At 69.7% G+C, this 22,623-nt stretch carries 21 protein-coding genes; 11 read left to right on the top strand and 10 right to left on the bottom strand.

The window, feature by feature from the left end:
• Positions 1-380: 380 nt before the first annotated feature.
• The 9 genes from ACFWX1_RS24170 to ACFWX1_RS24210 all read left to right on the top strand — a co-directional run bounded on the left by ACFWX1_RS24170 (position 381) and on the right by ACFWX1_RS24210 (position 7,056).
• Positions 381-1,139 carry a hypothetical protein gene (locus ACFWX1_RS24170; RefSeq protein WP_378390837.1) on the top strand — a complete coding sequence of 253 codons (759 nt, stop codon included), beginning with the start codon at positions 381-383 and terminating at the stop codon, positions 1,137-1,139.
• A 117-nt stretch (positions 1,140-1,256) separates the two neighbouring features.
• A complete protein-coding gene (locus ACFWX1_RS24175) occupies positions 1,257-2,261 on the top strand; it encodes a DUF932 domain-containing protein (protein ID WP_378390838.1) in 1,005 nt (334 codons plus the stop codon).
• A 150-nt stretch (positions 2,262-2,411) separates the two neighbouring features.
• Entirely contained in the window at positions 2,412-3,281 is an 870-nt protein-coding gene (locus ACFWX1_RS24180) for a hypothetical protein (protein ID WP_378390840.1), read from the top strand.
• Positions 3,282-3,487: 206 nt separating this feature from the next.
• Positions 3,488-4,201 (top strand): hypothetical protein, encoded by a 714-nt coding sequence (locus tag ACFWX1_RS24185; protein WP_378390842.1) that lies wholly within the window; start codon positions 3,488-3,490, stop codon positions 4,199-4,201.
• Positions 4,202-4,430: 229 nt separating this feature from the next.
• Positions 4,431-4,778 carry a hypothetical protein gene (locus ACFWX1_RS24190; RefSeq protein ID WP_378390844.1) on the top strand — a complete coding sequence of 116 codons (348 nt, stop codon included), beginning with the start codon at positions 4,431-4,433 and terminating at the stop codon, positions 4,776-4,778.
• 202 nt (positions 4,779-4,980) lie between these two features.
• Positions 4,981-5,340 carry a hypothetical protein gene (locus tag ACFWX1_RS24195; RefSeq protein WP_378390846.1) on the top strand — a complete coding sequence of 120 codons (360 nt, stop codon included), beginning with the start codon at positions 4,981-4,983 and terminating at the stop codon, positions 5,338-5,340.
• Positions 5,337-5,969 carry a hypothetical protein gene (locus tag ACFWX1_RS24200; RefSeq protein WP_378390848.1) on the top strand — a complete coding sequence of 211 codons (633 nt, stop codon included), beginning with the start codon at positions 5,337-5,339 and terminating at the stop codon, positions 5,967-5,969. Before ACFWX1_RS24195 ends, ACFWX1_RS24200 begins: the two co-directional genes overlap by 4 nt.
• On the top strand, positions 5,966-6,598 hold the full coding sequence (locus ACFWX1_RS24205; RefSeq protein ID WP_378390850.1) for a DNA-processing protein DprA: 633 nt from the start codon (positions 5,966-5,968) through the stop codon (positions 6,596-6,598). The genes ACFWX1_RS24200 and ACFWX1_RS24205 overlap by 4 nt, the downstream gene beginning before the upstream one ends.
• A gap of 182 nt (positions 6,599-6,780) precedes the next feature.
• Positions 6,781-7,056, top strand: coding sequence for a hypothetical protein (locus tag ACFWX1_RS24210; RefSeq protein WP_378390852.1), 276 nt, complete (start codon positions 6,781-6,783; stop codon positions 7,054-7,056).
• Positions 7,057-7,314: 258 nt separating this feature from the next.
• Here ACFWX1_RS24210 and ACFWX1_RS24215 read toward each other — a convergent pair whose 3' ends face one another.
• The 10 genes from ACFWX1_RS24215 to ACFWX1_RS24260 form a co-directional block, all read right to left on the bottom strand.
• Positions 7,315-7,596: a DUF6221 family protein gene (locus ACFWX1_RS24215; RefSeq protein ID WP_378390854.1), complete on the bottom strand. Its 282-nt coding sequence runs from the start codon at positions 7,594-7,596 to the stop codon at positions 7,315-7,317.
• 55 nt (positions 7,597-7,651) lie between these two features.
• On the bottom strand, positions 7,652-8,623 hold the full coding sequence (locus ACFWX1_RS24220; RefSeq protein ID WP_378390856.1) for a C40 family peptidase: 972 nt from the start codon (positions 8,621-8,623) through the stop codon (positions 7,652-7,654).
• Positions 8,624-8,630: 7 nt separating this feature from the next.
• A complete protein-coding gene (locus ACFWX1_RS24225) occupies positions 8,631-9,665 on the bottom strand; it encodes a replication-relaxation family protein (protein ID WP_378390858.1) in 1,035 nt (344 codons plus the stop codon).
• 80 nt (positions 9,666-9,745) lie between these two features.
• On the bottom strand, positions 9,746-12,247 hold the full coding sequence (locus ACFWX1_RS24230; protein ID WP_378390927.1) for a helicase HerA domain-containing protein: 2,502 nt from the start codon (positions 12,245-12,247) through the stop codon (positions 9,746-9,748).
• A 43-nt stretch (positions 12,248-12,290) separates the two neighbouring features.
• The gene (locus tag ACFWX1_RS24235) at positions 12,291-13,127 is read right to left on the bottom strand and encodes a hypothetical protein (protein ID WP_378390860.1); all 837 of its coding nucleotides are present in this window, start codon (positions 13,125-13,127) and stop codon (positions 12,291-12,293) included.
• A gap of 80 nt (positions 13,128-13,207) precedes the next feature.
• Positions 13,208-15,103, bottom strand: a complete 1,896-nt coding sequence (locus tag ACFWX1_RS24240) for a VirB4 family type IV secretion system protein (RefSeq protein WP_378390862.1) — start codon at positions 15,101-15,103, stop codon at positions 13,208-13,210.
• Positions 15,100-16,257: a PrgI family protein gene (locus ACFWX1_RS24245; protein WP_378390863.1), complete on the bottom strand. Its 1,158-nt coding sequence runs from the start codon at positions 16,255-16,257 to the stop codon at positions 15,100-15,102. The genes ACFWX1_RS24240 and ACFWX1_RS24245 overlap by 4 nt, the downstream gene beginning before the upstream one ends.
• A complete protein-coding gene (locus ACFWX1_RS24250; RefSeq protein ID WP_378390865.1) occupies positions 16,254-18,419 on the bottom strand; it encodes a hypothetical protein in 2,166 nt (721 codons plus the stop codon). Before ACFWX1_RS24250 ends, ACFWX1_RS24245 begins: the two co-directional genes overlap by 4 nt.
• Before the next feature lie 10 nt (positions 18,420-18,429).
• Positions 18,430-18,774, bottom strand: coding sequence for a pilin (locus ACFWX1_RS24255; RefSeq protein ID WP_378322409.1), 345 nt, complete (start codon positions 18,772-18,774; stop codon positions 18,430-18,432).
• Between the two features lie 149 nt (positions 18,775-18,923).
• Positions 18,924-19,988, bottom strand: coding sequence for a hypothetical protein (locus ACFWX1_RS24260; protein ID WP_378390867.1), 1,065 nt, complete (start codon positions 19,986-19,988; stop codon positions 18,924-18,926).
• Between the two features lie 1,215 nt (positions 19,989-21,203).
• On the opposite strand from ACFWX1_RS24260, the gene ACFWX1_RS24265 reads away from it, so the two are divergent.
• Positions 21,204-21,686, top strand: a complete 483-nt coding sequence (locus ACFWX1_RS24265; RefSeq protein ID WP_378390869.1) for a hypothetical protein — start codon at positions 21,204-21,206, stop codon at positions 21,684-21,686.
• Positions 21,679-22,587, top strand: a complete 909-nt coding sequence (locus ACFWX1_RS24270) for a DNA methyltransferase (protein ID WP_378390871.1) — start codon at positions 21,679-21,681, stop codon at positions 22,585-22,587. The genes ACFWX1_RS24265 and ACFWX1_RS24270 overlap by 8 nt, the downstream gene beginning before the upstream one ends.
• Positions 22,588-22,623: the final 36 nt, after the last annotated feature.

Here is a 22,623-nt window from a genome sequence, read left to right on the forward strand (position 1 = left end):
TATGGGGTTGAGCGGCGAGCGCGACACTAAAGGTAACAGCGAGATAACAGAACGGTCCGGCAGCTTGAAAGTGTCTAGGTTCAGCGTCAACCTAGACAGGTAAGCGAGACAGGCTAGGTGGGAGACCGAAAGGACGTCAGGACCGGGGCGCGGCGCCCTGCGGGCGATCTTCTTCCTTTCTCTCCTTTTGTGCTGGACGTTGTGAGCAAGTCCCGTATAGCGCGGGCAGTGGCTTGGGTCGCGCGGACAGCAGTGAAACCGTGCAGGGCAGTAGCGGGGAGCGACGCGTAGCCAAGCGCGCATTCCTATCTCGTGGCTGGCCTGAACCGTCACGCAGGACGTTGAGCACTTCACTACGTGCTCACGAAAGGAATTCTCTCATGTCGTACAAGGGTGAACACGTCTACTCGCCGGAACAATACGCCAAAGCTGTTGAACTGTGGAACGAATTACTGGAATGTCGTCAGGTAAGCCTGTCCGAGGATCGCAACGGATACACCTATCCGCTCCAGGAGCGGGACCTCGCCGACGACGTCGTGCACGCGCTGGTGCTGTCGGACGGGGCGGAAACCGAAGAAGACTATGCCATCACGGTGACCTTGGTCGACTACTCGGACTATGGCGGTACCGAACGTGACGCGGCGAATGTCCGCTACCTGGATGGAACCCCGGGTGTTCAGACGTCCACGAACGGCCGACACGGCTACGGCTCCGCGTGGGTGCAGCTCGGCGAGCTGCCGACGAACGGCGACGACGTCGACACCGGGCTTGAGTGGCTGACCAACCTTGTCCAAATTGCCCAGTCCATCGACGTGGGGGAAGTGGATGAGAGCACGCTCGAAGAATACCAACAAGAGCTGCAGGAAGAGGCGTGGGACGCGTGGCTGGAGTCGGATACCCGGTCGGAACTTGAAGACTGGTTCGGATGTGTCGATCTTGACGACTTCGGTTACACCCACGAAGAAATCCGGGTCCTCTACTACTCGTTCGAGGGGAACTGCTGGACCTGTGAATCGGCCACGTCCGCGACGAACCACGCGCACGACAACGCTGTGGAGCACGTAGCGGAAACGATCCTCGCGGAGTGGCGCAAGCCGTACGTGGCCCCCGCCCAAACCGTGCTTCCCATCGCTGGCTGAGGACCGAGGACCACACAGCCCTTGTGTCCTTTCGGTGCCCGCGCGTGTCGACGCGCGGACGCCGTGACCGCATAACGGTCTTTCGTGTCGCCACCGATAGCGAAAGTGGGTTCTGTCATGTCCAACGAAACCAGCGAATGGCTCAACAACAACGTGCTGATCGGCTTCACCGACCAGCGTGGGCACGCGTGGCACTACCGCGCCTCGGCCCAGGGCAGTGAGCCCAACCACTACCCCGGTCCCGTCCCGGTCGCCGACGTCCAGCGGCGCTTGTTCGGCTGGACGGCCGAACCGGAACCGGTCCTGGTCGCGGGCAGGTTCGGCTTACGTCGTGTCCCGAACAGGCAGGCCATTACCGCGTCGGACACTGGCGACGTGCTGGGGATCTTCGCCGACGGCTACACCGTGCACCAGTACCAGGAATGGCTACTGGACAAGGTCGGCACGATCCTGGACGACGGTCTGTCGATCGGCTCCGCCGGGCTGCTGCGCGACCGCAAACAGGCATGGGTGAGCGTGGAGGTACCGGAGAACATCACCACCCCGGAAGGGGTCGAGTTCCGGCCGAACCTGGTCGCCTGCACCAGCCACGACGGCAGCCTGGCCACCACGTACAAGCGCACCGTGACGAACGTGGTGTGTGACAACACGATGGCGGCCGGGCTGCGCGAGTACGGCCAGCAGTTCAAGGTCAAGCACAGCAAAAACGGCAAGTTCCGCATCGTGGCGGCCCGCGACGCGCTCGCGATGGTCCACACCGTGGCCGAGGAATTCGCCGCCGAGGTCAAGGCCCTGTGCGAAACCACCGTGACCGACCGGGCCTGGCGCGCGTTCCTGGACGCACACACCCCGATCCCGGAGGAGAAGGGCCGCGCCCGCACCACCGCGACGAACGAGCGGGACGCGCTGCACCGCTTGTGGACCAGCGACACCCGGGTCGCCCCGTGGCATGGCACGGCGTGGGGCGTGGTGCAGGCGGTCAACACCTTCACCCACCACGAAGCGACCGTGCGCAACGCGTCCCGCGCGGAACGGAACATGTCCCGCGCGGTCGACGGAAAAGCCGACGCGCTCGACCAGGACACCGTGTCCACGCTCGGCACGGTGCTGGCCTCGGTCTGACCAGGACCGTCGCCGCTTCGGTGCTCGCGCGGCCAGATCGCCCGCGCGGGTGCCGTGGCTGCGGGATGACCTCACCACGCGCCAGGCCAGCCACGGCGAACGCCATCCGATCTCGCAGAGAAACCCCTGACAAGGAAGGGAAATACAGCCATGGACGTGCCGACATTCGCCGCAGCGATGGCGGAAGCGCTCGCCGGAACGTGGACAGTCGAACCAGGCCACCACGGTGACCGCGACCGCTACCTCATCGGTCCGGACAGCGAACAAGTCCACATGTACTACGACGCTGAGGAGAAGACACCACGACTCAAGCTGTCCGCCAGCCTCCCGGCCGAGCTGGCGAGCATCCGGCACCGGCACGGAAACCCGGTGCCCTCGCACGACATCACCGTGTCACCGACCAAGACACCAGCCACCGTCGCGGCCGAAACCACGCGGCGGCTGCTGCTCGCCTACCGGCGCACCCTCGCCGAAGCGCGCGAGCTGAAACAGCGGCTCGACGAGCAGGCCGCCACGCGGGACCGGCTCGCACACGCCATCGCAGCCCCACTTGGCGCGACCGTCCAGCAGCCTCGGCCCGACGGGCCCGGATGGGATCCGCAGGAAGCCATCGTGCGCTACGCGGGCCCGCTGGCGGGCACCGCCACGGTGCCCCGCAACGGCGGGCACGTGACGTTTATCTTCTCGGTCGCCGCGGAGGACGCCGCTCAGGTCGCCGCGTTCCTCGCGACCTTCCCGCACGCCGACCAGTCTGCCGGATCAACTCCACAGTGGACACCGACGGACCCGAGCGTGCCGCACTTCACGCGAGAGCAGGTTTCCCGCGCGGTCAACGATGGCGCCGACCTGGTGACCGACGACTTGCCCACGAGCGAACGTGACGACGACCTGATCAACCTCGTCGTGAACGCCGCGCTCACACGCCTCGACACTCCCGGCGCCGACCTGGACCAGGTCATCATCGAATGCTACGACACCGAACCGTCCGAGGTCCGTGCCTGGTGGAGCGACTGGTCCTGACACCAGGCAACCCGGCCAAACGCGGTGTCGTGCTACCGGCACCACCACACCGCCGCCTCCGCCGCGCTACTGCCACTGCCGCGCGACCCAGCCGGTCAGTGCCGCGTCCCACACCCTCTACAGCCGCTACCACGCCCGCATCGGGCCACCCAGCCGATCACCACCACCCGATGACCACACCATCGGCAGAAGAACGGAAATCCGACATGTCCACGCCACCCGTGCCCGCAGCGAGCGACGGCGAGGTGTACGTCGAACTCGCCGACACCACAGCCGCATTCCCCGCAATCATCGACGATCAACGCTGGAACGGCTACGCCGTGCCCCGCTTCCGGCGCATCGTCGCCGACGCCATCGTCGCGTGGCTCAACACGATGCACGACCACGACCCCGCCAACTGGGCCGACACCGCCACCTTCGACGGCGACGTGTTGACGGTCCTGGAAACCGAGGAGCAGTGGCCCGTACAGGTCGTGCCGGACGAGCACGGCCGATACGGCATCGGCGCCGCCGGGTGGTGCTGGGAACTCACCGCGCCACCCACGGACGAGCGCGCCGACGCCGCGTTGCTGGCCGATACCGGTCGGCTGGCGGCCGAGGACGACGAAATCCTTGTCACCATCAACATCGACGGCACCGACCCCGCATTTCCCGCGCTGACATCTGCCGAGCACGACTGGAGCAGGGCAGGCAGCCCGAGGTTCCGGCGCCCCGTGGCCGAGGTGGTCGTCGCCTGGATCGCCGACACCGCCCGGAAATACCCCGAGGGCACCGACCGCGTCTACTGGGAGGGCGACACGATCGTCCTGCTCGATCACCAGGCCATCGGCGAGGACGGCTACCTGCCCGCGCGGATCACCGCCGACGAGGACGGCCGCTACGCGATCGGCGCCACCTTCGAATGGGAGCGCGCCGACTGAACAAGCGCAGCGCAGAACGCCCCAGCGCACCTGCCGGACTTCCTCGTGAGTAACGGCGGGAAAACCAGGCCCCGTAACAGAAATGGAGGAAAGCTATGCACATCAACCCATAGCGGGTATGCCGCGTCGGCACCGCCGCAGTAACCGAGCTGAAGCTCGCGACCTTCGCATGGGCCTCGACCGTTCAACCGGCTGAAATGTCCACTTAGGAATGAAAGGTGAGAATGACATGTCGGAAGTGAAAATCACGAAACTGACTCCGCACAACATCCGCGCGCTCACGGAGACGTTGAGCGACGAGCAGGCCACCAGGGTTCGGCTCACGGCCACCACAGCAGTGTTCGACATGAGTGCCACGGAAGCCGCCACCATGGTCTCGTACCTGCAGAGCCAGGCAGCCCTCGACTACGGCGCGACGGGCCACCCGTACAAGTCGCTCACAGCGGTGCGCCGGAAGCTGGAGGCCCTGGAAGTCGCCGTCGAGGCCTCGCCGTCGCCCGCCGTACCCTCGTCGCCCGGTAGCGCAGAGCCGCCGAAGGTGTTGTCTGATCTGCTCCGCCTGGACAGCGACGGCTGAGCACCGACCGCACCGAGAACGAGCGGCGGACGGCGACGGCCGTCGGTGCGGCCCGACGAGGCGCGCGAGCACCGCGCGGCACGCGGGGTGTTCCGCCCGGTGCGGGCGACGCATTGCCGTCGTCCGCACCGGGCGTACGAACCCGCCCGAGGTACCAACGTCACCTTTTCTTGCAATTCGCTATTTCGATGGGAGATTCTCCATGTCTGTAGCCACTGACATCATCCGTGCCCGGCTCTTCTTGATGCATGCCACGGAGCCGCCTGCCCCGTCCGTCAGCATGTACGCCATGGTGCACGGACCCGTGGAAGCAGTCGAACGCATCCAGGCCGGTGCGGCGCCCGCGTCGGTGCTGGCCGAGATCGCATGGCCCGACCCCGACTTAGGCGACGACCTGGCAGCACTCGAGGCAGGCATTGCTTGGCTCATCACCCCCGAAGACGAGAACTGGCCGAGGAGCGCAGCCCATGACCTGGCCATGACCGGAATGGGAGCACCGCTCGGTCTGTGGCTGCGAGGCACAGCCACCGCCGCCACGGAATGGACGGAGTACCGATCATGACCGAGCCGCCGGAACCGGAGGCCACGGACTGGTCGGACTACGGGAAATGCACGCGCTGCCAACAGAAGACCGGACAGCCGTGCCTTGATCTGCGCAACCAAGCCCGGCACCGCCAGTTCTTTCCGCTTGCCCGCCCTCACCCCGGCCGTCCCAAGCTGCACGGCACAGGACGCGGAACTATCGGTGGCACGATCCGGACCGAGATTGGCGAGAAAAGGAAGAAGCGGGTCGACGCGTGGGCCACGCTGAACCAGCTGGACGACCGGGCAGCGGCCATCCGGAAGCTACTGGACTATGCCCTCGACGCGCTGATGCCGAAGCCCGCCGCCGCGGTGCCGGGACGCATCGCAAGCGAGGCGGCCCGGGAGCCGTCGCTGACCGCGTGGGGCAGGAAAATAACGCTGTCGGAGGACGCCTACACGGTGAAGCTGACCATGCCGTGCCCGGTTCCATACAAGACACGGATCCGGACGACAGGACCGGTGCAGGGCGAACCGCCGGTCGGGTCCGAAGGCACCGTGCGTGGCGGCAACGGCGCCCACATCTGGGTTCATTTCGACCACGGCGCGATCCTGCCGCTACTGGTGGACCAGGACCCGTACGAGATCGTCGTCAAGGAGGACACATGACCAGGAAAGAGCCAGGATCGATTGGGAGCAGGGAACTCGGGGCCGACTGCGAGAACGAGCCACGGTTGGGTGACCTGGACACCAACGCGGTCGCGGTGGTCGGCACCTTGGCCGCCAGTCCCTACGGCGAGCACGTCGCGGACGACCTCGGCCGAGACCTCGCGCGCCGCGGAATCACCGTGATCAACGGGGCGGGGTACGGGATCGAAGGCGAAGCACTGCGCGGCGCTGTGAGTGCCTCCGGGCCGGGCCGGTGCGTCATCGTGCTGCCCTGCGGCATCGATGTCGAGCACCCTGCCCGACACGGCCCACTGCGGCAGGACATCATTGAATCCGGTGGATTCCTGGTGAGCGAGTACCCCCTCGGCATGCGACCTCGCCGTGCCCGGGTCCACGCTCGCCAGCGTCTGGTCGCCGCCCTGAGCGGGTCGACCGTTGTCGTCGAGGCCGGCCGTCGCAGCCCGGCACTGGCCGTAGCTCGCGCGGCCTGCACGCTGGGGCGCCGCGTCTACGCGGTGCCAGGCCCGGTCACCGCGGAGACGTCGGCCGGGACCAACGAGCTGCTGCGCACCCGGGTGGCGACCGTGATCACCTGTGCCCGGGACCTCACTACCCGCAGCCTGCAGTGAGCCTCGGCGAAGCTCGACCAGGTCAGCTGCGGCGTGCCTTGGCCAGACGATCCCATCGCGGTCAAGGCACGCCCGTCCCGGTCATGCTGTCTCGGTAAGGTGTCCAGGGCGACACGGTAGGAAACAGGTGCTCACCTCCACGGTTGGGACTGCCTACCCAGGACACGCGAGAGAGGCCGCAGATGGACCAGGACGAGCACATCGCGCAACTCCGCGCCCGCCGGCAGCACGTCGAAGCGTTCGAAGGGGCCCTGGAAGCGATCCGAAACCTGGAAAGCACACTGCAAGAGATGAAGGAGATCCTGACCAAGCAGCTGAAGTCGGAGCGGAAGGACCGCCTTGCCGATATCCGCGCAGCAGACGAAGCAGGCGTACCCAAGACCAGGATCTCCCGTGAGGTCGGCCTCAGTCGCGCCAACCTCTACAGCCACCTCAAAGGCGCTACCACCGAAGAGTAGCGTCCCGCTCAGGGGCGCATCTATAGTCCGCGCCACTTCACGAGGCGGCGAGCCGGAGGCATCACGGTCGAGCCTGCGAATGACTCCGGGCTGGCGCGTGCCGCTCATGATGACCAACTGGCCAACCGAGCAACGGGAGGCGTCCGTCATCCTGCCCTCGGACAGCTGCGATCCACACCGCAATCGACCCGTGCACATCCTGCCCAACGCCACTACCGCGAACGCGGGGTACACGACGAGCCGCCCGACGGTGGAGGACTACTCCTCTTCGTGTTCTGGCCACCACTCGAGCCGGTAATCTTCGTGCGACTGGTACTCGGTGGCCAGCATGCGCAGCACTGCGAAGTAGACCTCCGCCGCGGCCTGTGCGGATGGCTCCTCGGGGAGCGCCTCGGCTAGCTCGACGGCGGAGCCAGCTTCGTTGAAGACACGCTGCTTCGCTTCGGCAGCGTGCAGCGCGCGCGGCACGGGCTCGCGCACGCCTTCGTCGACTCGCTTATCGAGGAAGGCAGACACTTCTCGGAACATCGCAAAATCCACGCGACGAACCGTACAACCTGGCTACGTTAACGCCCACCCGAAGCGCTCTTGCTCCTTAATGGGCGGCCGTCTGACGGAGCGGTGGTGCAGGCCGTGTGACTCCGACGAGATTCCGGCCGAGAGGGCTGACCTGAATGGGCTGGCCGAAATCGGGTGCGTTGACCATGGTGGTGGGTGTGACGGCGATGCCGACGTGCGTGACGGCAGAGCCACTAGTTCCGAAGAAGACGAGATCGCCGGGTTGGATGTGGTCTCCGGCTGAGACTCGGGGCCCGGCGTTGTACTGGAGTTGTGCGGTGCGGGGTAGGCTGATTCCGGCTGCGGCATAGGCGGCCTTGGTGAGGCCAGAGCAGTCAAAACCTCCGTCCCTCGGGCCATTTCCGCCCCAGACATACCGTAACCCTCTTTGGCCACAAGCAAAATTGAGGGCCGCCATCACCGTGGGGTTGGGCGCCTGGATGGCGGCGCAGTCGCCGGTTCCACTGGGGGTACAGGGAATGCCCTGTACGGCACCGATGACCTGGCGGGCCGCCTGTTCGAATTGTGCGTATCGGTCCGGGAATCCTGACCGCTGCACGGTTTGCGCGGCCTCGGTGACGGACATGCGCTGCCAGTTCGGCAGCGATGTGAGGTGCCGGTAGAACTGTTCGCTGCTGTAGCTGGGGTCCATGATCTGCGCGACGGTGCCCCAGCCCTGCGAGGGTCGTTGCTGGAACAGGCCGACGCTGTCACGGTCGCCGTAGTTCAGGTTCTGCAGGCGTGACTCGGTGATCGCGGTGGTGACGGCGATGACCCAGCCCTGCTCGGGCACGTTCATCCGTTGGCCGACGGCGACGATGATCGCCGCGTTGCTCATCTCCTGCGGGCCGTACCCGGCTGCCGAGGTCGTGCTCGCCCCGGCGGGCGCGCAGCTCACCCCGGGGCGTGAGCTGCCGAAGACGGCTTGGACGACGGCGATGGCTCCGCCGCCAACGAGCAGAATGAGCACGACGACGAACACACCACTGGTCACGGCGATCTTGCCCACGACCACGTCACCGCCAAAGACGGCTGGGGCCAGGTGGCGGCATGGGCGACGGCGGCGCCAGTTCCGGCCCCGCGGCCGTCGGTGCGGCGCCAGCGGGATCGGGGCTGCCGCGGCCCACTGATGTGCCGAGGCCGGGCCAGAGTGCGGGGAGGTCGGCCAGTGCGACGCGGCCGACGGTGCCGGACTCGTCGGCGCGGCGCCAGCGGGGTTCGGCCATGTCGAGCGGATCGGCGGCGGCGTCGCCGCTGGTGGTCGCCACGGGCACCCGCGCGGGCCGGTCGAGTGCCCGCAGCGCTTCGGCCAGTGCCCGGCGGGCGTTGGCTTCGCGGGTGGCGCTGGGCACCCACACCAGCAAGGGAGTGGTGATGCCGGTCGCGTCGGCCAGGCGTTCGTAGCGGGCCAGCTTGCCCGCCAAGCGGGACAGCGGTTCGGTGCCGAAGTCGAACTCGACGAACCACTCGACCTCGCGGTCGTGTTCGCGCCAGCGGCCGTAGCCGTCGGGGGTGACGATGTCGCCCCAGTGCCTGCCGCAGCGGGCGGCCGACCACCACGCGGTGAGGATGCCGGTGGCACCGGGTTGGCGGGCTCGGCGGATGAGGGTGGTGCCCAGGCCGTTGCAGCCGACGGTGTGCGCCAGCTGCAGCGAATACGCGCGCCCGATCTCGCGTTCGCGGTTGTAGCCGATTTCCTTGGGGTCGAGGCCGTCTTCGCGGGCGATGGCGACCGCGCCGGCGGTGTCGAGGACGTAGTACATCGGGTGCGAGCCGCGGTCGCGGTGCGGCTGGAACCGGTGCACCACGCCCCATTGGTAGAGGCTGCGCAGACGCAGGTTCGCCGCGCGGCGGCCGGTGAAGGCGATGTCGATGATCTGGGTGCTGGTAAGCACGTGGTGCTCGAACAGCATCCGGCACAGCCACCGGTCGCGGTCGGTGAGATGCCGGGCCAGCCACGCGTGGTGCTCGGCCGAGTTGAGCACGCGCTGGGCGGGGCGTTGGGGCCGGTGGCCCCGGAGCTGTCGCTGTGGCGTCGGAGTGGAAACCATCGGGGCATGCACCTCCGTGTCGAACGGCGAAAGGACAGAGCGCCGCTGAAGAGCTGGGCAGGGCACGGGGCTGCGGCGGGTCAGGCGGCCCGGCGGGGATCGAACACGGCAGGGTGGGCACCGTCGCCGGACACGGACACTGCCCGCGGTGTGGTGTTGACGCGTGCGAGCCGGCGGATTTCCTTGGCGCGTCCGGGGATGGCGGGTGGGAGTTTTTCGGTGACCGCGGTGAACGGGGGTGCTTCCTCGCTGTCGAGGACGAGCCGGACAGCGATGTGGAAGCGGCCCAAGTGAGCGAGGTCGTGTTCGGACAGTCGGGGTGCGGTGTGCCGGGCCATGGCGCGGGCGTCTTCGGGCGAGGCGGCGTAGATGATCTTGTTGCGGGCGTTGGCGGAGATTCCTTCTTCCAGTTCGCGGGTGAGCTGGCTCAGGTATTGGTGCGCGAGGATGAAGCTCACGCGGTAGGCGCGGGACTCGGCGAGCATGTCTTCCAGCGGGTAGGCGAGATTCAAGAAATTGTGGGCCTCGTCGATGTATACGGAGGCGTCGCGGCGGTCGCGTTGCGGCAGCCGGGCGCGGCGGGTGGTGGCTTGCCAGGTGCGGGCGACGATGATGGACCCGATCAGCTTGGCGGTGTCCATCCCGAGCGCGTCCCGGCCGAGCCGCACCAGGCAGATCTGGCCGTCGAGCACCGCGTCCATGTCCACTGTGGACTCACCGCCCGCGAGGGCGGCCCGCACGAACGGCCTAAGCAGCAGGCCGCGGAGTTTGTTCATCAGTGGGGCCACGACTTGGGCGCGGGCGGGGTCGGACAGGTCGTCGTACCAGCTCCAGAATCCGGTCAGGATGTCGTCGGAGATCTGGTCGAGCGCGCGGTGCCGGAACGCGGGCACCGTCAGCAACCGCGGCAGGTCCGTCAACGTGGGGGTGCCGGGGAGCGCGCGCAGGGTGAGCAGCCCGGAGCGCAGGATGTCCTCGGTGCGGGGTCCCCAGCTGGCGGCGTAGACGTGGGAGAAGATCGACACGAGGTTGTCGACGGTGCGGGCGGTGTCCCCGCCGTCGAGCGGGTTGAGCACCGGCGGGCGGGAGCGGGAGTCGGCGTCGAAGAGCACCACGCGCTCGCCGAGCCGGGACGGCAGCCTCATGAGGACGTCGGCGACAAGATCCCCTTTGGGGTCGATGACGACCATGCCGCGACCGGCGTCCGCGTCGGCGAGGATCATCTGGGCCATCAACTCCGATTTCCCGGACCCGGTCGCCCCCAGCAGGTGCACGTGGTGGCGGGCATCGGCCACTCGCAACCCGACCGGGCGGGGGTGGCCGGAGTCGGTGATCCCGATCGGCTTGACCTCCGGGCCGTCGGTGGCGATGCCTGGCGGCGCCGGGACGGCTTTGGCTCCGGCGCGTTGCAGGCCGGGGACGGCCTCGTCGGTGGGGACATGCGCCAGCGCCGCGAGCTCAGCGATCGAGAGCAGGTCACCGGCGGCCAGGCGCCGCTCGGCCACCGCGTGAACGGGATGGGCCAGCCGGACGCGGCGGTAGTAGTTGTGCTCGCTGTAGGCGGCGAAGGCGGAGGCGATCGCGTGGCCGCGTCCGCGCAGATGGTCCCGCACCACGGCGCGCTCCGCGCTGGTGGCGTGCTCGGGCATGAGCGTCGCGATGGCGTAGCGGACGCGGGTCTCATACTGGACGGAGCGTTGTTTGATGACGATCACCCGGTCCTGCGCGGCATTCTCCAGCGACGTCTGGTGATCCACGACCGGTTTCCTCGCCGCCGCGGCGGGTTTACGTGATCCGGTGTGCGGAGTGAGCAGATCGAGCAGCCGCCCGGTGATCGTGACCGAGCTGCCTGCTCGGAGACGGCGGGCGGCTCGGCGGGCTTTCCGGACGCGGGCGCCGGTGACCGGGCGGGCCAGGATCTGCACCACCGCGCGCTCATGGGTGGCCAGCCCGGTCGGCGCGCCCAGCAGCGCCCGGACCGGATCGGCCGGGAAATCCGACCGGATCGGCAAGGACTCGCTACGGGCCAGCCGCAGTTCACCGCCCACGGCGTCGACCGCCTTGCCCGGTGGGGTAGTCAGCGGGATCGGCGGCTTCGCCGGGGTGGTGCGGGTGTGGGCGCCGGGCCAGGCCGCCTCGATGCTGCGTTCGGCCATGCCGGGCGGCACAATGCCCGGCAGCCACAACCGCAGGGCCACCCCAGCGTGGGAGAAAGCGTATTCCCACACGATGTGCGGCTGGCCCTGCAGGCGGCGTTTCAACCCGGGGCGCAGCAGGCCGACCAGATTGGAGTACAACGCGGCGGCGCCGTCGGGATCCACCGTCGGCGGAGCGAGCACCGTGACCACCCGGGCATCGGCGACCATCCGGTCATAGCAGCGCCGCGCCCACCACCGGCGCCCGACCACCACCCCCGCCCCGGCGAGCGCGAGGCACGGCCCGAGGACGGGCCCCCACGACAGCGCGAACTCCCGCAGCGCGGCGACGACGGCACGCACCACCGCACCGGGGTCACGCAGATAGTCCCGCAACGGCGACGCCAGCGCCGCGGCGGGACTGAGGAGAGACTGCGTGAACAGCATCAGATAACCCATCGCGCAAAGGACAATGAACACCGCCAGGGCGTCAGGCAGCCCGGCGCTCGTCGCCGGCCGCACCTGGCCGGGGCGCCGGTGCCGCGGCCCCGGTGTCCTGGCCGCCGCGAACGAGGCGTAGATGACCGCGGCGCGGGGCCGGGCGCTCGGCGTCGACTTCGGCCTGCCACTGCGACAGCCGCCGTCCGCCGAGACGTTTGAGGAAGTGCGGGATCCGGTTCGCGGGAACACCGACCAGTCGCGGGCCGAGCACGGCGAGCAGGTCCGATGCTTCTTGCGAGGACCATCCGGCTTCGGTGATGGCGTCCTCGTCGGGAAAGACGTCGGCGACCCGATCGCGGGCAGGGTCGATGTCGGCGTCCTCACGCCCGCCGTAGCTGTAGACCCACAGGAAGTTCCCGGGCGGGTCCGGCTCGACGAGCCGTTTGAACCGGCGGACTTCCTTGGTGTAGGCGTAAAACGTCACCTGCGGGCAGGCCCGCATCACTCGGCACCACGCCCACGTGTAGGCGTCGGAGAAGAAATCGCCGGCGTCATGGATCCGGATGAACGTCCCGGCGAAGCGGCGCGTGGACAGTTCGCGGATCATGGCGGCCTCCCACCCCGGCAGGTCGTCGAGCACGAACGCGAGATTGGCGGCATGCTTGGCTTTCACCGCCGGGAAGAGATAGGTTCCGTTGCGGGCGTAGCAGATCCGCGCGCACACGCCGGCTGCGGGGCATGTCACTTGCGTCCGCCCGTCGGGCAGTCGAGCGGCCAGCGCGGGCAGGGTCCAGTTCCAGACCCCGATGGCCCGCATCTCCCGGTTCTGCGTCAGCAACCGGGCAGGCCGCGCCGACAGCGGTGTCATCGTGGCAGAGGACGGCATACCACACCTCACAAAACATAGGCAGGACAAAAGAAGCGACGTGCTGCTGTCGTGTATGGACAGTCGTGGAGAGTGACGTGCTACGCGGCGATGTCGACGTGACCGTCAACGTCCGTGTCGAACTCGGGGTCCTCGGCTCCGAGATCCACGAACGCACTGTCGTCCGCGCCGGATTCCCGGGCGGCGTAAGTCGCCAGCTCGGCCGGATCGGTGGTGATGAGAGCGTTTTCTTGTGGCGAGGCCAGGGACTGGAACGCGACCCGCTGCGTCCCGCAGCTCAAGAGACCCTGGCCCTTGTCGGCGGAGAGCAGGAATTGCTTCTCGCCCTCGGAGAGGTTGAAGGTCGCGACGACCTCGTCGATTGCTTGCGGCGCCTGGTGGAGAAGTATCTGCGTGACCGCGTTTGACACGATTGACTTGCCCAGTTCGGTGCCGAGGGCGTCGCCGACGTCTTGGGTCGCGATCGTCAAGCCGCACCAGCGTTTGCGGGCTGCTTTGCCCATCCGGTGCAGGAATCGGGCCCCGGCGGGGTCCTGCATGAGCAGCCACGCCTCGTCGACAGTGATCAGCCGCGGGCGGCGGATGGCGGGGTTGGATACCCGCCGCCAGATCGTGTCCAGGGTGAGCAGGGTCCCGATCGACATCATCTCCTCGGGCAGGTCGCGGAGGCTGAACACCGTCAAGTGCCCTTCGGGACGGGTGGTGGTCGGGCCGGAGAACAGCGCGGCGAACGCGCCCTCGACGAACGGATGCAACCGCGCGCCCAGCTCTGCCGCGACCGGATCGCCGGAGGCGGTGAGGACCGCGGCGAGGTCGGCCAGCAGCGGTGCCTGCCGGGTCCAGGTGCGGGGATCGCTGGTGATCCCGGCTCGGTGGTAGGTGGCCAGGATCGCCCGGTCGAGCACGGCCCGCTGCTGCGCGGAGAGTTCGGTGCCGAGCAGGACCCCGAGCACGGTGTGCAGGAACAGTGCCCGGCGGGTGAGCGCGTCGCGCGGTGCGGTGCGGCGCCCGTCCGGGAGCCGCGAGATGGGCAGGTCGAACGGGTTGATCCGGACGTCGCGCTGGCCGAGGTGGAGGTAGGTGCCGCCAATGGCTTCGCACAGCCGCCGGTACTCGTCCTCGGGATCGATGATCGCGACCTCGACACCCCGATAGAGCGACCGGAGGGTTTCGAGCTTGACCAGGTAGCTCTTGCCAGCCCCGGAGTGCCCCAGGATCACGGCGTTGTAGTTGACGGCGGAGAATCTGTTCCAATGCACCAAACCCTGCGAGCCGAGGTTGAAGCCGTAGAGGACGCCGTCGGGTGCGGCGACGCTGGTCGGGTCGGCCGGCGGAAGGTCGGGGCTGGTGAACGGGAATGACGCGCCCAACGCCGTGGTGTCGAAGGTGCGGCGCATCCCGATCAGGTCCAGCGCCAGCGGCAGGCAGCTCACCCAGCCCTGCAGCGACCGGTAGGTGGTCGGTTGGGCGTTCATCAGCAGCGACGCCGCCAGCGCCCGCACCGCGGCGACCTGCTCGGCCAGCTCGCTGTCGCTGGTGGCGTGCACGGTCAGGTACAGGCCGAGCCGGAACAGTTTTCCTTCGCCGCGTGCGACGCGGGAGGAGAGGTCGTAGGCGTCCTCAGTGGCCGCTTCGACCATCGGGTCCAGCAGGCGTCCTTTGTCGCTGGTGTGGCGTCGGCCGGATTCGAGTTTGGACAGTTGCTTCTTGAGGCGGGTGGCGGCGGTGACCGGGTCGATCGGTTCGATGTGCAGGGACACGTCCAGCCGCCCGGGGTAGGACAGCAGCGGCTGCAGCCACCCGGCCGACACTTCCCGCGGATATCCGGTGATCGCGAAGGACGCGACCCATTCACCACCGATCTCCAGATGCCGGGGCGCGACCGACAGGGAATCCGGAGTGAACGCGCCGGCGCTGCCCGCGGGCGAATGCGCAGACCGTGTCGCGCCGCGTCGGCGGCCGAAGCGTGGGCTCATAGGTCACTGCCCTCCCACTCGTCCAGAGCGCTCGTCGCAGACGCCACGTCGCGGTCGGACTGACGCGGGACCGGCGGAGGCCGGTCCCGGCCGGGCGAGTCGTCGGGATCGGTGGCGGCGGTGGTGATGACCTCGTCGGCTCCGGCCAGCCCGGCGGACGGCGGGATCAGGCTGTCGGGGTTGCAGGCGGCGGCGAGCACGGCGGTGGCCTGGCCCGCGTCCAGCGCGGTGATGGTGATCCCGGCCGGGGACAGCAGCTCGGTCGCCTCGGCCAGGCGCCGCACGAGCCGGGTCTCCGCGGTCCGACGCTTCGCGTCGGTGACCTGCCCGTCGCGAGCGCGGGCACGGTGGGCACGGAGTACGGCGAGGGGGGAGGCGCCGCCGAGCCCGTCGGCCGGGTCGGCTGCGCGGACCGGTTCCCGGAGCACGAGCAGTACCTGGCGGCGCAGCAGATCGGTGGAGCGGCGCAGCTGGTCGAGGTAGGTCGCGTGCTCGCGCGCCGCCGCTTCCAGCATGGGATGCGGCAGTCCGGGGGCGGCCTCGCGCAGTTCGGCGATCTGCCGGCTCAGGTCCAGTTTTTCGGCGCGGACGAGGATTTGCACGGGTGCGGAGATCGAGTGCAGGTACCGGCCGAAGGACGCGACCAGGGCTTCCTGCTCGCCGGGGGTGCGTAGTGCGAAGTTGACGGTGCTGGCCACGGCGACCATCGCGACGCCGTCGGTGCCGAGGTCGACGACACCGGCGTCGGTGACTCCTTCCGCGGGCAGCCGCAAGGCGGCGGGGGAGACCTCCGACTCACCCACGGCACCGGTTTGGATCGTGGCGTGGCTGGTGAGCCATTCGGGTGCGGGGCGGACGCCTTCGGGGGCGGCGACGTGGTGGCGGGGGTGCAGCCGCTGCCGGATCGCGGCGAGCAGGAGACGGTCGAGGCTGATGCCGTCGCGCTGGCCCAGCGCCAGCACCGCAGCGGTCACCCCGATCGGGATCGCGACAACCAGGAACACGGGCACCGGCACCACGTCGCGGGTGAGCATCCAGGCGCCGTAGAGCACGAGTCCGGTCACCGCGAGGATCGCCAGCTGCCGGGCGGTCAGGTTGGCCAGGACACGATCCTCGCGGTCGACATCCGCCGGTATGCGCACGGGCTGGGTCATGACGTCTCACCTCCACGGGATACGGACTTCGGTGGTGCGGGCGGGGGAGCCGGGGCACGGAAGGCGACCGGTGGCGCGGACCGGGTCCGGGGCCGGGCGTCCCCGAGGCGTGGCTCGGGCTGTGCCGGTCGGAACGCCGGTGCCGCGGGCCGCGGTGTCGTCGGTGTGACCGGTCGTGCGCTGTGGCTCGGTTCCAGCGTGGCCGGCTGGAACCGCAGGTGCGGCGGGACCGCCGCGACCGCGACCGGCCGCGCCGCGGACTGCCCACCGCCCGTGCGGCGCGCCGTACCGGGAGGCTGGAAACGCGGCGCCGCGCCGGGCTGGTGTCCACCGCGGCGCCGCGCGGACTGGGGCGAGAGAGGTGTGGCGGGCTGGGGCGCGGAGCTGAATGCGGGCAGCGCCGATCCCTTCGCGGCGGGTGTCACGGCGGGGTCGTGCGTGGGTTCCTGCGGACTCGGTTGCAGGAACCGCGGTTCCTGCGAGGGCACGCGCGGCCGCTGGGCGGTACGCAGCCGCTCGGCGTCGTAGCGCTGTCGCAGGCGCTTGGTCACCGCGTCCGCGGTCGGGGCGACGCGCGGTTGCGGCGGCCAGGGCGGATCGGCGACACCGGCCCGGCCACCGACACCGGGGGCACGGCCGGGGGTGGTCATCGCCGTTGCTGCGCGGGGCTTGCCGACAGCGCCGGGGCGCCCGGCGATGGCACCGAAGGTCTTCGCGACGACGAACGCCTTGACCAGGCCGCCGAGGAAGGAACGGCCGCTGCTGAGCCGGGTGGCGGACAGAAACCAGAACGGAATCTTGAACAGGATGTAGAGCAACCCCAGGGCGGCGAAGAGCATCATCAGCCCGCCGCCGACGGAGCTGAACAGGTGCACGGCACCGTGGAGGAACGTGGTGAGCGCGACGATCAGCACGAGCGATTGGGCGACCTGGATGCCGAGGACGGCGGCCAGGGCGCGCCAGCCCCAGCGGGCGATACCGTCGGTGTGCGGCAGCGCGTGGCAGGCCACCCACAACGGCGCCGACACGACGAGGATCAGTGTGATGATCACGCGCACGACGTAGACCAGCAGCAGCGCGATCACCGCGACCAGCAGGAGGACCTGCAGCAGGATCACGAACAGCCCGCCCGAGGTCATGGCGGAGTAGATGCCGTTGATCGACTGGGCGAGCGTGTCGCCGAGCTTGGGCGGATCGACACCTCCACCGAGCACCGCGGCGGAGAGGGCGTTGGCGAGTTTGATGGCTTTGTCGATGAGGAACAGCGACAGCATCGACGCGAAGAACGACACGACGAGCCGGGGCGCGATCTCCTTGATCGAGTAGCGGGATTGCACCGACTCGTGGGCCATCACGATGATCCCGCCGATCATGATCAGCCCGCCGTAGCAGGCCATCACGATCAGCCAGGAGTTGTGCCACAGATTCGCCACCCCGGGCAGTTCGTCCAGGGGCGGAGTAGTGAACGCGGTATTGCCGAGCAGCTTGAGGACGGGGTCGAGCGCGGACTTGACCAGGTCCCGGAACACGACGGTGATGGCCTTGTTGATGCAGCCGCTGATGTTGGTGATCCCGCAGTCCGGATCATCCCCGTCGACGCCCGGCCCGTTCTGCCCCGGCGCCGTGGTGGGCGGGGTGGTGCTGGGTTGCGGGATGCAGTTCTCGCCGGTGCACGGCGCGCCCGGGGCGGCGACCGGGCCGCCGGGCGTGCAGCCGATCTGACCGGGGACACACGTCGTCAGTGGCGGCAGTTCGGTGATCGGCGGCAGCGGCGTCGCCGGCACCGATGGCCGCGGCGTACCGGTCGGGAAGTGACAGGGCGGGTCCGGCGAATCCGGGGCACACGTGGTCGGCGGCGGGACGGTCGGCAAGGGCAGTGGCGGCGGTTGTGGCGGTGCGGGCTGCGCGAGCGCGGCCCGCTGCGCGCCGGGCGGTGCGGGTGGGCCGGGCGCCGCCCACGCCTGGATCGCCAGCAGACCGCCGAGCACCACAATCAGGCCGAGCGCCAGCAGCCACACCCACCGCCGCCACGACCCGCAGCCCGTGCGCACCGGGACAGCCGGTGCGAGCAGGACCCGCTCCCGGCACACCCGCACAGCAGGACTCGCACCGAGGCCGGGCTCACCGCGATCGGGGGCGGGCATACGGTGACGTCGGGACATGACCATGACCTCAGCCCCCGACAATCCCGCGCAGAATCTCCACGGCGACCGGCGCCAACGCGGCCAACCCGTAGCCCCACCCGGCGCTCTTGAAGCACTGCTTCGCCTTCTCCACTTCGCCCGGGTCACCGCCCGCCAGCAGATACCGCACGCCCCCGACGGTCAGGAACACCGTCGCCAACCCCGCCAAGATCCCGACCAACCAATTCCTGATGTTGGTGAAGACCTGATCGACGGTCGCCGCGAACGCGAGAACCACCGTGGACGCCTGCGCCGACTCCGCGGTCACGACGCAGAGCAGACCCGCACCGAGGACCGCCGCGACGACCCACCCGGAACCCGCACGGCGCACCACCGGCCGACGAAAGCTCGGATGACTCGCGCGCCCCCGGCCCCGGCGTGAGATGCGGTGGGTGGCACCGGGCTGACGCGGTCGCGGCCTCCTCGCCCCGGCCGCGGCATCTGGTTCGGGTGAGGGGGGCGGGGTGGTCGTGTGCTGGGGCGTCACGCGCATCGGCGCTCCTCCGAAGTCTCCTCTGTCGGCTGGGAGGGGGCGGTGGCGGGCGTGGAACCCCTCCAGCGCAAGAGGCCGGATTTCGGGCCGTTTTCTTTCACCGCAGGTGACACCTTTTTCTGTCGCATCGGCGACCCGTTGCGGCCGCGGCCGCTCACGGTGGGTGATTTCCCAGGGGGTGGGGCGGGGGTGGCCGGTGCGGAGCGCAACGCCAGGGAGGCCATCGCCGGGGCGGCGACCGGGTCCTCGGGGTCGGTGTCGCGGGCCTGATCCAGCAGGTAGGCGACGAGTCGTTGTTCGGCCCGCCAGCGGGCGAGGTTGGCCCGGCGGTAGGGCATGTCGTGCTGGTCCGCCCAGTCGGCCAGCTCGACCTCTTCCAGTCGCGTGGTGGCGATCAACTCGGCTTCGGTCGGGGTCAGGACCTCGTCGGCGACCGCGCGGGCCAGCACCAGATCGGGGTGGCCCCACGGCCGTCGCGGCGAGGTCGACCGGAACCCGGGAGCCCACGGCGGCAGCGGGTCGAGCGAGGCGTCCAGATCCTCCGCGTCGGCGGGGATCGGGGCGTCCAGGGACTCGGTCACCGCGGCGTGCCCGGCGCGGAACGCGGCCCACCGCACCTGCTGGGACAGACCCCGGCCGCCCACCTCGACGGTGGCCAGCGCCTCGAGGAAACCGGTCAGCACCGCGGCGTGCAGGTCCGCGCGCTCCCCGCGGTAGTGCCGGGCCAGCCGCGCTGCGGTGCGCGCCAACGTCGGCAGCGCCATGCCCGCGCACGCGATCGTCCAGGCCGCTCCTTCGGCGCGGGAACGGCCGATCAAAAACCGCCACACCGCGTCCTGTGTCCGGCCGGAACACGCCTCGTCCAGCAGCCGGTCCCGCAACTCGTCCACCGGGATCGGCCGGTCGGGAAGCCCGGGAAACCGGCGCCCGTCCACCGACAACGGTTCGGGCCCGGTCACCAGCCAGGCGAACGAATTCCGTACCGAGTCCAACGGCAACCACTCGTGGTCCGTGGCGTCGTGAGCGCCATTGCCGATGTCGTTCCCGTCCCGCATGACACAACTCCCTTGAGCCGATCGGTCACTGACTCACGCAGGACGCCACAGAGGCGACAAGAAAAGACCAAGAAAAGAACAAGGATGATCTTATTTTCGGCAGATGCGGCTACTAAGAAGATCAACACGAATCGATTCAGGTCAGCCGGTCGCGCCTGCAGACCCGGACTTCGGGATGCCGTCCTTAGTAGCTACCGACCTGGCATTTTAAGCAGCTGTTAGTAGTTTCTTAGTAGCAGCCCGGCGCTGCGTCGCACGCTCGGCGGCAGCAGCGCGGGAATTTGCCGGAAATTCCTCCACGGTGACCTCGTGAACCGCCCGGAGACTCCGCTGCCTGGCCCGCCGGGAATGGCGGAGGTGTTGCGCAACAGTGTGGGCTGGAGTAGGTGCTGGCCGCAGGGTCCAGTGGGTGAGAGGGGTGCGGGAAAGAAATTGGGAATGCGGTGAAAGAAAACGGGGCGGAAACCGGCCTCTTGCAGTGACAGGCCATTACCCCGGCACCGCATCGAGAGGGGAACCCGCGATGCCCTCACCCGCACCACACGAGGACCGCCCGGCCGGCTCCGATCACCTCCGAGGCCACCACATCCGGCCTCCGCACAACCGCCACCCGCACCCGCGGCACCGGACCCGTGTCCGGCACCGCGCCCGCCTCCGTGAACCCGCTCGGGCGGGTGCGCGCCTCACCCGTCCGGCCGCCCTGTGGCCCTTCGCCGGCGCCGAGCCACCGCCGGGTACCGCGCTGCTGGCGGGATGGCTGGGACGCGTGATCGTCACCCTCGTCACCACCTACACCCGCCCCGGCGACCGTGTCCTGCTCCTCACCCCACCGGCACCCACGCACGCACCGTCGCGCACGCCCGGCCGCACCCGCAGCGCCGACCCGTACGCCGGTCTCGCCGAGGCCGTCTGGACCGTCGCCCGGCTCGGGGGGGGGGGGGGGGCCCCCCCCCCCCCCCCCCCCCCCCCCGCCCCCCCCCCCCCGCGCGCGCGGGGGGTAACAACACCCAGCCCCCCCCCCACCCCCCCGCCGCGCCCCCCCCCTCCGCGGGTCCCGCGGGGGGCGTGGGCCCGCCCCCGCGCCGGGGGCGGGGCCCCCCCCCCGCCCCCGCCGCACCCGCACCCGAGGCCACGCACGCTCGGACCGACCCGACACTCTGTGTCGGCGCGGAGTCCGGGTCGCGACCCCGATCCCGCCGACACAGTTTGCGCCCGGTGACCGACCCGCACCCCGAGTCCGGACGCGGCCACCAGGGCACCGGGCACCGACCCGAGGGCGTCTTCGATCTGATCATCACCACGGTCGATCCGCGCGAGACCGACTGGCTCGGTCACACCGACTGGGTCACTGTCCTGACCCCGCGCGGGCTCATCGCTGCTGTGACTCACAGTGATACGCGAGGCGGGCTGTTGCGGGACCCGTGCCCCCCGATCCTGGACACGGTGAGTTACCACGGGATCCGATGCCTCGAGCACATCGCCGTGCTCGACACGCCGCTGCCCCACCCGGCGACCATCTCCGCGGACAGCCGGCGAACGAGCGCGACCACATTGGCCGCAGACACGCCGCCACCGCCCGCCGTCGCCGGTCCGGTGCCACTGCGCCGGGTTCATCACGACCTGCTGGTCCTCGGACGGCTGCCCGACGCAATGCCGGGAACGTCCGGCCGCGGTCGAGGGGAGACCTCGGATGTCTGAGTGGTCGAACTCTTCGTTCCGCGCGTCCGCGCGCGCGTTCGGGAACGGCGCGGTGCTGGCCTCGGTGTGGCCGACCGGCACGGCCAGCACGGCGACCCAGCTGGTGGAGGGCGGCTACCACCAAGCCACGACGACGGATACCGCGTTGATGCCTCCGGCCATCGCCGCGCACGCCATCGCGGCACTCACCCGGCCCGGCGACATCGTGCTCGACCCGGACTGCGGAGCCGGGACCACCGTCGTCGAAGCGCTGCGCGCCGGCCGACACGCGATCGGCCTGACCGGGCAGCGCCGGTGGTGGCGGCTGGCCCGCACCAACGTAACCGCCACCAAGGCCCGCGGCGCGTTCGTCGACGGCATGGTCCTCATCCTCGACCGCCGCCCCGGCACCGCCGCCGCGGCCACCACCGCGGGACTGACCGGCCGGGTCGATCTGCTGCTGACCGCCCTGCGCCTGACCCCGCAGGGCGACGTCACGGATACCGTCGACCGGCTCAACATCCTGCTGGGCCAGTACCGGCCGCTGCTGCGTTCTGGCGGACACGTCGTCGTCACCTGCGCACCGGCACGGCACCCCGAGCGGCACGACCTGCTCGAGGTTCCCGCCCGGATCGCCGCCGCCGGGTTGGCACCGATCGCCCGCTGCCTTGCTCTCACCGCGCGCGTTCGGCGGCGCCGCGTGTACACCCACGCCACCCTCGCGCAACGGCGCGCCACCACCCGCGCCGAGCGCGCGCTCGGCCACCCGATCGCCCTGCCGACTCACCACACCGCCTTGGTGTTTCGCGCCGAACCCGACGCCGCGGCGTCGGCGCCAGCGCTGCCGAACCCGCTGCCGACTGTCTCGTCGATGCGGCGTCGGGATGGAGCGCTCCCGCAGGCGGCGCTGGTCGCCGCGTAGGCGCAACGACCGGCTTCGCCTCGGCCCCCTTGCGTG

It is taken from the genome of Amycolatopsis sp. NPDC059021, assembly GCF_042739895.1.
Taxonomy (GTDB): Bacteria; Actinomycetota; Actinomycetes; order Mycobacteriales; family Pseudonocardiaceae; genus Amycolatopsis.